Source organism: Rhodohalobacter sp. 8-1 (assembly GCF_038150125.1).
GTDB lineage: Bacteria > Bacteroidota > Rhodothermia > Balneolales > Balneolaceae > SW132.
Map to the genome: position 1 here is coordinate 138,331 of NZ_JBBVMF010000008.1, position 12,595 is coordinate 150,925.

General features: G+C 42.4%; 14 protein-coding genes. 11 read left to right on the top strand and 3 right to left on the bottom strand.

Annotated features, from left to right (window positions below; translation table 11 throughout):
• From cysS to AABW11_RS10215, 4 genes are all read left to right on the top strand, one after another.
• Complete coding sequence (gene cysS, locus AABW11_RS10200; protein ID WP_340104980.1) at positions 1-1,506, top strand: cysteine--tRNA ligase; 1,506 nt, start codon at positions 1-3, stop codon at positions 1,504-1,506.
• A 234-nt stretch (positions 1,507-1,740) separates the two neighbouring features.
• Positions 1,741-2,007, top strand: coding sequence for a membrane protein insertion efficiency factor YidD (gene yidD, locus AABW11_RS10205; RefSeq protein ID WP_445263756.1), 267 nt, complete (start codon positions 1,741-1,743; stop codon positions 2,005-2,007).
• A gap of 8 nt (positions 2,008-2,015) precedes the next feature.
• Positions 2,016-2,441 (top strand): phosphoribosyl-AMP cyclohydrolase, encoded by a 426-nt coding sequence (gene hisI, locus AABW11_RS10210; RefSeq protein WP_340104982.1) that lies wholly within the window; start codon positions 2,016-2,018, stop codon positions 2,439-2,441.
• Between the two features lie 274 nt (positions 2,442-2,715).
• On the top strand, positions 2,716-3,051 hold the full coding sequence (locus AABW11_RS10215; protein ID WP_340104983.1) for a YciI family protein: 336 nt from the start codon (positions 2,716-2,718) through the stop codon (positions 3,049-3,051).
• A gap of 47 nt (positions 3,052-3,098) precedes the next feature.
• Here the strand turns inward: AABW11_RS10215 and AABW11_RS10220 are convergent, their stop codons facing one another.
• On the bottom strand, positions 3,099-4,010 hold the full coding sequence (locus AABW11_RS10220; protein WP_340104984.1) for a LysR family transcriptional regulator: 912 nt from the start codon (positions 4,008-4,010) through the stop codon (positions 3,099-3,101).
• 97 nt (positions 4,011-4,107) lie between these two features.
• On the opposite strand from AABW11_RS10220, the gene AABW11_RS10225 reads away from it, so the two are divergent.
• From AABW11_RS10225 to AABW11_RS10250, 6 genes are all read left to right on the top strand, one after another.
• Positions 4,108-5,580 (top strand): NADP-dependent isocitrate dehydrogenase, encoded by a 1,473-nt coding sequence (locus tag AABW11_RS10225; protein ID WP_340104985.1) that lies wholly within the window; start codon positions 4,108-4,110, stop codon positions 5,578-5,580.
• Between the two features lie 376 nt (positions 5,581-5,956).
• Entirely contained in the window at positions 5,957-6,913 is a 957-nt protein-coding gene (locus AABW11_RS10230) for a sodium-dependent bicarbonate transport family permease (protein ID WP_340104986.1), read from the top strand.
• A 6-nt stretch (positions 6,914-6,919) separates the two neighbouring features.
• Entirely contained in the window at positions 6,920-7,222 is a 303-nt protein-coding gene (locus AABW11_RS10235; RefSeq protein ID WP_340104987.1) for a DUF3240 family protein, read from the top strand.
• Positions 7,223-7,405: 183 nt separating this feature from the next.
• Positions 7,406-8,332, top strand: coding sequence for a pseudouridine synthase (locus AABW11_RS10240; RefSeq protein WP_340104988.1), 927 nt, complete (start codon positions 7,406-7,408; stop codon positions 8,330-8,332).
• Positions 8,329-9,204, top strand: a complete 876-nt coding sequence (locus tag AABW11_RS10245) for an alpha/beta hydrolase family protein (protein WP_340104989.1) — start codon at positions 8,329-8,331, stop codon at positions 9,202-9,204. Before AABW11_RS10240 ends, AABW11_RS10245 begins: the two co-directional genes overlap by 4 nt.
• 345 nt (positions 9,205-9,549) lie before the next feature.
• A complete protein-coding gene (locus AABW11_RS10250; protein ID WP_340104990.1) occupies positions 9,550-9,891 on the top strand; it encodes a hypothetical protein in 342 nt (113 codons plus the stop codon).
• A gap of 200 nt (positions 9,892-10,091) precedes the next feature.
• Here AABW11_RS10250 and AABW11_RS10255 read toward each other — a convergent pair whose 3' ends face one another.
• Positions 10,092-10,310, bottom strand: coding sequence for a hypothetical protein (locus AABW11_RS10255; protein WP_340104991.1), 219 nt, complete (start codon positions 10,308-10,310; stop codon positions 10,092-10,094).
• A gap of 223 nt (positions 10,311-10,533) precedes the next feature.
• Here AABW11_RS10255 and AABW11_RS10260 point away from each other — a divergent pair, with 223 nt between their 5' ends.
• Positions 10,534-11,781: a tetratricopeptide repeat protein gene (locus AABW11_RS10260; RefSeq protein ID WP_340104992.1), complete on the top strand. Its 1,248-nt coding sequence runs from the start codon at positions 10,534-10,536 to the stop codon at positions 11,779-11,781.
• A 26-nt stretch (positions 11,782-11,807) separates the two neighbouring features.
• Here AABW11_RS10260 and AABW11_RS10265 read toward each other — a convergent pair whose 3' ends face one another.
• Positions 11,808-12,590: an NRDE family protein gene (locus tag AABW11_RS10265; RefSeq protein ID WP_340104993.1), complete on the bottom strand. Its 783-nt coding sequence runs from the start codon at positions 12,588-12,590 to the stop codon at positions 11,808-11,810.
• Between the last annotated feature and the right edge of the window lie 5 nt (positions 12,591-12,595).

Sequence of the window (12,595 nt, forward strand, 5' to 3'; positions counted from 1 at the left end):
ATGCAGGACAAGGACCAATTTCCTATCCGGATCTACAACTCCCTTTCCAAGAAAAAAGAGACATTTCAGCCTATTAAACCGCCTCACGTGGGGCTTTATGTATGCGGCCCCACAGTATATGGTGATCCGCACATCGGCCATGCACGAGCAGGCATCACGTTTGATCTTATCTACAGATACCTTCAGCACCAAGGCTATAGCGTACGCTATGTACGAAATATAACCGATGTAGGTCATCTTGAAAATGAACTTGAAGAGTCGGGTGAGGATAAGATTGCAAAGAAGGCGCGCCTTGAAGAGGTGGAGCCCATGGAGATTGTTCAGCATTATACCATTCAGTATCACAAGGGACTTGACGCTTTGAACTGCAAACGGCCTAATATAGAGCCTTCTGCGTCAGGACACATTATTGAACAGATCAAGCTGGTTGAAAAAATTCTCGATAACGGGTTTGCATACGAAGTAAACGGGACGGTTTATTTCGATCTCGAAACCTATCGTCAATCCAATAGTTACGGTGACCTTTCAGGGAAGGTGCTCGAAGATCTGCAGGCCGGTAGCCGGGACACTGAAGGGCAGGATGAGAAACGAAATCCTCATGATTTTGCTCTCTGGAAAAAAGCCTCGCCCGAACATATTATGCGCTGGGATTCGCCTTGGGGCGAAGGTTTCCCCGGCTGGCATATTGAGTGTACAACTATGAGTACAAAATACCTGGGTGAGCATTTTGATATCCATGGCGGCGGATTGGATTTGCAGTTTCCGCACCACGAGGCAGAAATTGCCCAGTGCAGGGGAGCTCATGGAACCGATCCCGCCAATTACTGGATCCATAACAATATGGTGACGATTGACGGTGCAAAAATGAGTAAATCAGCCGGTAATTTTATCACGCTAGACCAGCTGTTTTCGGGGGATCATTCAACTCTTGACCGTGGATTCAGCCCGATGGTAGTCCGGTTTTTGATGCTGCAATCGCACTACCGAAGCAAGATCGACTTCTCGAATGAAGCGCTTGAAGCAGCGGAGAAAGGCTATCGTAAACTGATGAATGCTTTTGACGTTCTTGAGGAATTAACTGTCGATACGGACGTTAAGGAAGGCACACTTGATGCTGAAGTTCTCGGGCAGTGTAATCTCTGTTATGAACGCATGAGTGACGATTTTAACACAGCTCAAGTTCTTGCCGCTCTTTTTGAGCTGGTGAGTAAAATTAATGCAGTATACAATAAGCAGGTTGATGAGAAAGCCATATCAGCCAGTGTTCTCGAAAATTTGAAGCAAACATTCAAGGTGTTCGTTACAGATTTAATGGGCTTAAGACGCGAACACGATGCGGTTAATGGAAAAACGGAAGACCTGATTGAGTTGCTAATCGACATCAGGGCAAAAGCGCGTGAAAACAAGGATTTTGAAACAAGTGACAAAATTCGTGATGAACTGCAGGAATTGGGTATCGAATTAAAAGATGACAAGAGCGGTAAAACAACATTTGAGATTACCTGACATTCGTATTGCAAGCATAAATCAGCAATTTGAATGTCAAAACAAAGGTGAGATATCGATGGCGAGCTTCAGAAAATTGGTATGCTGATTCATACCTGACGAAGCATTTCAAAAAATTCATCCGATGCCCCCATGCTTTTATTGACAACACAACAGGAATCAAAAATAAACAATTCTTCACGACTCCTTATCAAGCAACAATTGAACAGATCGACTCCTGATATTACCCGATCAATTCTCAGGAAATTACAGAAGGGTATACAGTGGCTTTTCATAAAAATAATCCGATTCTACCAGCTGGCTATTTCTCCCTACCTGGGACAGACCTGCAGGCATGCACCTACATGTTCTTCCTACATGATCGAAGCCATTCGGGAATGGGGGACTGCGAAAGGGGTCTGGATGGGCTTGAAGCGTTTGGCACGATGCCATCCATGGGGAACATCTGGTTACGACCCCGTCCCCAAAAAAGAAGAAGAAAAAGGAAATAAAAAAAAGTAAATTCAGATATGTTTTCAAAACGGATTGATAAAAACCAGATTGAACTTGGCCATGATTTTGCACCAAAATTTAACAACCAGGGTCTCATTCCATGCATCACAGTAGACGCAGATTCAGGTGAAGTTCTAATGTTTGCCTGGATGGATAAGGTTGCCCTGAAGATGACTATCGAAACGAATAAGGCTACTTACTTCAGCCGAAGCCGGGGCAAGATTTGGGTGAAAGGGGAGTCGTCGGGCCGTGAACAAATAGTTGAGAAAATACTCGTAGACTGCGACCAGGATGTTATTCAACTACGAGTTAAAATGACGCGTGAAGGTGCTTGTCATAACGGGTACAGAAGTTGTTTTTACAGGTCGGTAGACTCAGACGATGACACATCGTTAGTATATGAGATCAATGACCGTTCGTTTGATCCTGACAATGTTTATTAAGATCGTTTAAGTGTTATAACGTTAGAAATGTTATTGATGTATTGATATAAAATATTGTATTGCAATAAATTAAAACTATTCAAATAGAAATAATATAGATGCTAATGAATTTTTATCACATGTGGCATCCGCAATCATATTCTTTATTTCTATTTTCTTTTTGATTGTAAGTTGTGTTGAACCGGAAGCCACGGCTGAGGAAAGTCAGGCGTCGTAAACCGATACAACTTTTAACGCCGATTTAGCAGATGAGCTGGGCGCGGATTATTACGGCATGCGACAGTATGTTATTGCTTTTTTAAAAGACGGGCCAAATCGTGACCAGGATTCAACCCGCACCGCCGAACTTCAGCGTGCCCACCTGGACAATATCAGGCGGCTTGCAGAAGAAGAAAAGCTTGTGCTTGCGGGTCCTTTTATGGACACAAGTGAGATTCGCGGACTGTATGTATTTGATGTGAGAACTATGGACGAAGCGCGTAAGCTCACAGAGTCTGATCCTGCTGTACAGGCCGGAAGGCTTGCGATGGAGCTGAGGCCGTGGTATGGATCAGCGGCACTAATGGAAGTAAACAGAATTCATTCAACGATTAGCAGGCATAATCCCTGAAAATGAGCGCTGTTTTGAGCCATCCTGAATGATATTGAATATAGATTTCAAGGTATTGGCTCTGTAGAAAATTCTTTTCTTTGTTCTAAAAAACTCAGAAAATGTTCAGTAAGTGGGTGAACCCTTCGGCTTTTCTTATAAATTGCATTCCAATACGTTATAACCGGCAATGATTCCACATCTAATAAGGATATTTTACCGAGCTCAAGATCAGATTTCAAGCTCAATTCAGATACTAAACTAATTCCGATGCCTGCCATGATTGCGTGTTTCACCGCCTCATTGGTGCCAAGCTCCATTCCGATTCGTGGATGAATATCTGATTTTGATAAAAGTTCCTCCATTACTATTCGCGTTCCCGAACCCTCCTCCCGAATGATAAATACCTCATCCCTGAGTGTTCGAAGGTTTATGTTTTGTTTGCCTGATAACGGGTGAGAAGGATGACACGCGAAGACAAGAGGGTTTCTCAGGAACGGGGTTGATTCCAGATCAGTATTGTGCGGAACCTGAGACAAAATGGCCAGGTTATAATCCATCTGAGTGATCTGATGGATAACTTCAAAACGATTTGTAATCTTCAGGGCAATATCCACTTCGGGATACTTATCCTTGAATTCACCGAGTAAATAGGGCATAACATATTTTGCCGTACTTGCAGCAGTGATAGACAATTTTCCACGCAAACCTGATTTGAGGTCCGTAAGCGTTGCCTCAAATGCTTCAAGCCTGTCTCTTACCGATAAAAAAACACGATAGAACTCTTTGCCGGCATCCGTCAGCGTCAGGTTTTTTCCATTCATATAATATAAATCGGTGCCAATATTTTGCTGAAGTTTTTTCAATTGAATTGACGCTGCCGGTTGGGTCATATGCAGGCGTTCTGCAGCCTTCGTTATATTTCCGGCCTCAACAACCGTCCCGAATAATTTGAGCTGATGGATAGTGAAATGGTCCATAAACTTTTGTTTATGTTATCTATTAGTATTATTAATTATAATATATGTAATATATCCGATATCATTTCCCGGCTATAATCAAAAAAACATAATTCGAATGAATACACGTAAAACTATTACAATTGCGCATGGCGACGGTATAGGTCCCGAAATCATGTCTGCGACTCTTAACATTTTAAAAGCATCTGAGGCTAATCTCGACTTCGAAGAAATCGAGATTGGTAAAAAGGTTTATGAACGGGGAATAAAGTCAGGAATTGACCCATCATCGTGGGAACCCATCAGGCGCAATAAGATTCTGCTTAAAGCACCGATCACAACGCCACAGGGCGGGGGAGTGAAAAGCTTAAATGTAACGATGAGAAAAACGCTGGGATTATTTGCGAATATTCGCCCCTGCAGATCATATGCTCCGTTTGTAAAAACAAAGCATCCGTATATGGATGTTGTTATTGTCAGAGAAAATGAAGAGGATACCTATGGTGGCATAGAGCACCGCCAGACATATGATGTCTTTCAATGCCTGAAGCTTATAACTATGCCGGGGACTGAAAAAATTAACCGCTATGCTTTTGAGTATGCCAAGCTCAATAAGCGCGAGAAAGTCACCTGTTTTACAAAAGATAATATTATGAAGCTGACAGATGGTCTTTTTCATGATGTATTCAAGCAGGTTGCAGAAGAGTATCCAGCGATAAAATCAGAAAATATGATCGTGGATATCGGAGCAGCCCGGCTTGCCGATACCCCGGAAGCATTTGATGTTGTGGTTATGCCTAACCTCTATGGCGATATCATCAGTGATATTGCGGCTCAGATTGCTGGGTCAGTTGGCCTTGCCGGCTCAGCCAATATTGGAGAGAGTTGTGCTATGTTCGAGGCAATTCATGGTTCTGCACCCGATATAGCGGGGCAAAATGTTGCAAATCCTTCGGGCTTAATCAATGCGTCTGTTATGATGCTCATACACCTTGGGGAGACAACGACAGCTCAGCACATTCAAAATGCGTGGCTAAAAACTCTTGAAGACGGAATGCACACGGCGGATATTTATGATGCACAATCATCAGAGAAGCTGGTAAGTACAACTGAGTTTCAGGATGCTGTTATAAACCGCCTGGGAGAATTACCAAAACAGCTCTCACCCGTTCAGTATCCCGAAGATCCTGAACCTATCGAGATAAAACTCACATATAGCAGAGGTCCAAAAAAACCATCAAAACAGATTGATAGAAAATTGACAGGCACAGACGTATTTGTATACTGGGAGCCGGGCTCTGCTGATAGTCTTGCAGAACTATTGATTGAAGGGATGCAGGATCTGTCAAAATCTATGGATTTGATAATGATCACAAACCGGGGTACAAAAGTTTGGCCTGAAGGTATGGAAGAAACTTTTTGTACAGACCACTGGAGGTGCAGATTTCACTCAAAAAGCAGCGCACTTCAGTCGTCTGATATAATTGAGTTGCTTAGTAATCTTTCTGAAAACGGGATAGATATTATTAAAACTGAAAACCTGTATGAATTTGATGGCGAGAGGGCATACTCTCTTGGCCAGGGGGAGTAGAACTGCAACCCGCAGGCAGTAAGGGCTTGCGGGTTTTTAGTTGACACATATACTTAATTTCTCAAAATTCGATAAAAAGGCATTTATATAAGATAAGCTCTGTTTCAAATAGGGACTGATAAACCCAATGATCAGGATTATCAGCTCTGATGGCTGATTGAAATTATTTGTATTATTTCCGTTTAAAAAAATCTGATGGACGATGGGCTCTGATCTATGGGACCAGCAGTCTTTCGATTTCAAAATGCAGAACTTGTTTGTAAATCCATCAAAACAAATGAGTAATTAAAGGTTGAACCAATAGGTTGTTAAGGCCTATATTACTTAGCTTGATATTGAGCGGAAATATAGATAATCAAATAAATTAGAGTCTTAAATGGAATCCCTTTTAACGAACTTTACGTCACCGATTGTCCTGGCTTTTATACTGGGGATTATTTCAAAATTGGTGAAAAGTGATTTAGAGATTCCGGAATCAATTTACAAGGCAATATCTATATATTTGCTGCTTGCAATTGGCCTCAAGGGAGGAGTTGAACTCAGTACTACTGCATTTGCGGATTTTATCTGGCCTGTAGTAGCAACTATATTTTTAGGAATACTCACTCCTATCATAGCATATGTTGTACTTCGGTATTTGGGGAAGCTGGATATAACTAATTCAGCGGGTATTGCCGCTCACTATGGCTCTGTATCGGCCGTTACATTTATTGCAGCCATAAGTTACGCTGAGACTATCGGGGATCCTCCTGAAGGCTTTATGCCTGCACTTGTGGCTCTGCTGGAAGTGCCGGGTATTATTGTGGCACTTATGATCCCCCAGCTGTTTCAGTCAAGCAGCTCATCACTGAAAGGCGCCTTAAATGAAGTTGTGACAGGAAGCAGTATTGTTTTATTACTCGGTGGCTTGGTGATTGGTTATCTTGCAGGTCCCGTTGCTTTTGAACCTGTAAAACCATTTTTTGTAAATGGTTTTCAGGGTGCATTAGTGATCTTTCTTCTTGAGCTTGGCATGATTACCGCACGCAGACTGGGAGATTTAAAAGAAGTAGGATTTTTCTTACTTGGATTCGGAATCGCAATTCCAATCCTACACGGATTTATTGCAATAGTAATTGGATTATGGGCCGGGCTGAGTGTTTCAGGAGCGTCTGTATTTGCGGCTATGGTTTCAAGCGGAAGTTACATAGCAGCTCCTGCAGCCGTGCGGATTGCTCTGCCCAAGGCAAGCCCTACACTGTATTTGACAGCATCTCTTGGGATTACTTTTCCCTTTAATATTGCACTGGGCATTCCGCTTTATTATTTAATAGCAACCTGGATTGGAGGATAAATTGACATGGCACTTACAGAACTCTTTTTAGTCACAATTGTAACGGAAAGAATACTCAGAGATGACATTATTGATTTAATAAAAGAGAAGGGCGCTAAAGGGTTTACCATTACAGATGTGGAAGGGGTAGGATCCCGTGGAACAAGAGTGAGCGACTTTGAAGGAAAGAATGTGAAGATTGAGGCTGTGGTTGGCAGGGATGTCGGAAATGCTATCATTGATTCCGTTTCAGAAAAATATTTTGAGAATTATGCCGTCATCAGTTACGTAACCCCTGTTAAGGTTATAAGAGGCGACAAGTATACATAGACTGTCGTTGTAAATACAGTTTGCTCCTTAATCTTTGACGGGAAATAATAACAATTAAGAATTTTTGTTACAGAGCTAATTCATTTAGACAAAGTCGTCAAATGAATCGTACGATACCGGTTTGATTTTGATTTTGATTTTTTTGATATCCAGATCAAACCAATAAGTTTTTTAAAACATATTATGACTGAAAAGAAAAAAAGACCCGGCAGAAACGACAATTTTGACGGTAATAGTGGCGGGAAGAAGTCGCGCCGGGGAAGCAGTGGACGATCAAGTAGTTCATCGGGTAAAAAAGTACGGTCTAAGCGTGCAGAGGGAACAATGAAGAATCCGCGAACAGCGCCTCAGCGACCACAGGCGGAAAAGGAGATGCGGATTAATAAATTTATTGCCCATGCCGGTCTTTGCTCCCGCCGTGATGCTGATGAGTACGTATCCGCCGGTAAAGTGAAGGTAAACGGGCAGGTGGTGACCGAGCTCGGAACAAAAATAAAGACAACGGATACAGTTACGGTTGAAGGACAGACATTATCGCTTGAGCCGTTTGTCTATATTTTGCTCAATAAAAGTTCCGGTTCCATCACAACTACCGATGACGAGCGGGACCGTAAAACCGTTATGGACACAATTGAAGACGCTACGGGGAACCGTGTGTACCCGGTTGGGCGACTTGACCGAAAAACGATGGGTTTACTGCTATTAACGAACGACGGTGATCTTGCCCATCGGCTGATGCATCCCAGCTACCAGGTGAAGAAAACATACCTTGTGCAGCCCAACAGGGTGCTCACTGAGGAAGAGATGCTGGGGCTGAGAGAGGGTGTGGATCTTGAAGATGGATTCATCAAACCGGAATCAGTATCGCGAGATCCGTTCAAAGCCGATTCAATTATCATTTCTGTGTTCGAAGGAAGAAATCACCTCATTCGGCGAATGGTGGATCATATTGGAGCCGATGTTGTAAAGCTTAAAAGAATCTATTACGCCGGCCTGCATGAAAAAGATCTAAAAGTAGGACGCTGGAGATATCTTAGAACTGATGAAATCAACAACCTGCGAAAGCTCGTGAAATTAGACACTCTCGAATTCAACCAATCGAACTCATGATCTATAGCAGTGTAAAAAAAGAAACAGGGTCGGTTCAGTCTCGCGAAGACTTACCTATTTACTATGATCTTTATTCACCGGTAACTACAGTAACACGGTCATTTCCAATAATTCTCTTCCTGCACGGTTTTAAAGGGTTTAAAGACTGGGGGGCTTTTCCTGACGCCTGCGAATATCTTGCCCGTCACGGGTTTTGCGTGCTGTCTTTCAATTTTTCCAAAAATGGTGTCGGCAAGAATATGCTTGAATTCGATCAGCCTGAACTCTTCGAGCAGGAGACACTTAGTTCTGACCTCAATGATGTAGGAGATATGATATCTCACCTGAAAAACGGAGAATTGAGAAGTGAGCAGGTGATGATCAATACAGACATTATTGGAATTATTGGTCATTCCAGAGGCGGTCATACAGCAATCGCTGCAGCGGCGGAATATCCAGGTATACAGACGGTCGTTACCTGGTCTGCTGTTGCAAATTACAATAAGCGATGGAGCGATGAGATGGTGAAAGACTGGGAGAGTAAGGGATATACCAAGATTGTAAATTCCCGAACCGGACAAACTCTCAAGCTTGGAAAGGTTGTATATGATGATGCCATCGAAAACGCTGACAGGCTGATGGCCAGCCAGCGCGTAAAAGAGCTGCACATTCCGGCGCTGTTCATTGCTGCTAAAGAAGATGAATCAGTCCCTCACTCAGATTCAAAAAAGCTATTTCGAGCCTGTCCATCCGATGATAAGGAGATTAAACTGATCCAAAATACCGGCCATACATTCGGAACATCTCATCCGTTTGAGGATGAAAATTTCCCGGAACCTTTTGATGAACTACTTGAATCTACTGAAACTTGGTTTCTGGAGCATTTGAAATAAGAAGGGGTTCATCAGCGAAAATTAATGCTCACTGTGTGTGATTGAGGATAATCACAGATGGCTTTGCAACATCATGCTATTGCCACATTTCAACGTTATCGTGACATCGAAATCTTCTCGTCCGCCATTTGGCGGTCGCTTTGGTTACTCCGCCAGCTCTGGCGGACTAGCTCTAAGCCCTCTATAAAAATACCCGTCAGTCTGCAAAAACAGCGTAATGACTGGCAACATTGCAATGCCCTCATAAAAATTAGTAGATGCATTTTTAGAAATTATTTTGTATCTGATCATATACATATGCTCATTTGTAATGACTCATTCATATATAAAATAATTTCCCTACTGATGAAAGTTAAAAGTATAAGAGAGGCAGATGAAATTCTTGCTCAAAATATACATTCCATTCGTACCGTAACGGAGTGGGCAGCATTTATGGGGTATCATGATAGTTCTTTTTTTTCAAGACGCTATAGAAATCACCACAATCTTGTTGCTGTAAAACGCCTCACCAACACAAGAATGAAACAGATTGAAACGCTCATGAAAAACAATACAGCTATTCTTAATTATGAATTGGCGAGGCGAGTGGGTTTAAGGGATGAACAGGATCTATATAATTTTGTAAGCTATCACAGGGGATGTTCACCTACAAAACTAAAGCAAGAACTCTCGTCTTCCAGGGGTTGATTATTTGACCGTCTCGACTCAATTTAGAGCTTCACTGATCTATATTTACATTCAATAATGTTGCTGAGATACCTTTAATAATTACCAGTCTGAGCTAATCTTTTTGGATTGCTTATTTTTTGAATCTTCAGACCACTCAAGTTCCAGATAGTCAAGAAGTTTTTCCAATTTTAGCACGGATAAGCGCGAAAATCGAATGTTCATGAAACTCTCTTGATAATTGAATCCCAATCTTCGGTCTCTCCATTTTTGACCTGTTTTCTGCTTATTTCGATTTCTGTTTTTTGGTCTTCAGAAAAATCAAGCCAAAAGTCTCTTTTTTCGCTTTTCAGATCTTCCAAGAGTTTCTTTAACAAATCTGTGCTTTCGGTTTCAAGAATTAGTCGAGTAAGCTCTATCTTTAATGTTTTGTTATCCATAACCAAAAATTTTTATGAAAGATAAATAAATTAATGCACACATACATTTATGCTGTGTTGCCTATTGGTTGATTTCGGTTTTTCGCGATAACTTCATGATTCTTCTTGCTTTGTAGGCTGATATGATCAGATCTTCTTAATTTAATGATGGTTAAATAAATTGACATTGATATCAACAATATGCCCAATTCTTTAATTTTTATTATGAAGTATAACCTTCCATATGATTCCCGCAATAGGTTCGTTTGGAAATGAAGAACTTGTATCTTCTGAAAAGTCAAATGCACATACTATCGCTTCATCGTCTATGATTCAGATCAATAAAATTGCCGGCCTCCTGTTTTTTGTCATCATTTTGTCAGCCGGAGTTGCTCACGCCCAGACCCCAATACTCATTCATGACAATGAGTTCCGCCAGGATGCAGTCACGGCTATCGACTCGCTTTATAACCGGAATACGGAAGCATCACAGGAGATTATGGCGGACTGGGAAGATCGATATCCGGACCATCCGTTGTGGGAGATGTGGAATGCAATGGAAGTTTGGTGGGTCGTTTTGGAAGATCTGTATGACCATTCACATGATGATCGTCTGATGGAAGCTTTGCATCGAAGTGACTATGCCGCCGGACAGCTCTTGAACAGGCAGCCGAATCACCCCGATGCACTTATCATCCGCGCCCTTGCCAACGGTTACATTGCAAGGCACTACTCCAATCGGGACAGCTGGCTCTCCAGCGTGAATGTATCCCGCAAAGCGTACAGCACCTATCAAACGCTGATGGAGGTAGAGCCTGATTTTCCCGACAACGAATTTGTTCAGGGGATGATATCATACTACGCGGCCTATATCCCTGAAGAATATCCCGTAGTGCGTGCTGTATCCTGGTTTTTCCCTGATGGGGATAAAGAAGAGGGACTTCGTAAAATAAGGATCGCGTCGGATGAGGGTATTTTTTCAAGGCCAGAAGCAACCTATTTTATGGGTAACATCTTGCTCAACTATGAGAACGAAGTTGAGGAGGCAATGGGTTACTTTCGCCGGCTTGTTAATCGATATCCCGATAATGGTTACTACAGGCGATTGATGATCCGGACTCTATCAAGCCAAAACAGAAATGAGGATGTGCTGGCGGCAGTTGATGAGGCGCTGAATCACTGGGAAGATAAAGACGAAGCAAGCCAACTGATCCTTCAAGAAGAACTCCTGTTCTGGAAGGGGAGGGCTTATTATCGAATGAATCAATTCCAGGCTGCCCTTAAATCGTTTCAGGAAGCCATCAGCCATGGAGAAGAGCTCCCAAACAGACCAGAACGGTTGTACTACTCAGTAGCAAATTATTACGCAGGACTCTCTTCAGAGGCTTTACAAAACCCTGAATCAGCAAAAAAATACTATTCCGTAACTGTCGACCAAGATGTAGAAGGTGATTTCATGGCAAAAGCACGTGAACGTCTGGGCAATCTATAAATAAAAATCATCCGTACTATACTCGATCATCCCGGCGGTAAATGAGCGGTGTTAAAACTGTATTCCTTCACTGTTTCTGAGCCATCACCCGTAACATGGAATGTACGTTCGGTAAACTGAACCTGTCCATCATTATCAATTGTGAGAAGTGACGAACATCTCGTGCCATAATCGTCTGTTTCGATGAATATTGGTGACACTGCTTTTTCCATCTCCGGGGAGAGACCGGTGTTGGGCAGTTTTTCCAGCGGGAAAGATTCTGAGTCCTGTAATAGCTGGAAAATTTCTTCGGGATTAATCTTTTCTGATTGAACCACTTTTTTAAATAACGACTTTGCTTTTTCAACTTTCGGCCATGGAGTATCAAGAAAAGCATTGCTGATTCCGTGAATGCCGGGCTTCACAGACTGGAACTGCCGGTTGACATTGTTTAGGTAAAAGATCTGGTTGGCATTACCGGCTAAAAGGTTAAATCCGGAGTAAGCTGAACTGTTTTTTTGAATCCGGCTAAGTTTTTTTTTAGGAGGACCTGGTTGTGTCAGAAATTCCGGAATGATTTCGCCTCGCGATCGCTCACCATTGATCGGGTTATCCAGGTCACGGAAGTTTGTGATAGCTCCAAATTCACCATTTTGATTAACACCCAGCCATGTACCGCCTGCGCGTAGATCTTTTCCCGCTAACAATGGGGGGCTTGTATCCCAAAAATGTGCCTGTCGGGCGTCTCTTCCATAAAATTCATCCCTGTTGCCCGCAAGGATTACAGGGTATTTTTTGTGATGGTTGTATGAAAAGACGATCAGGCACATAGTTA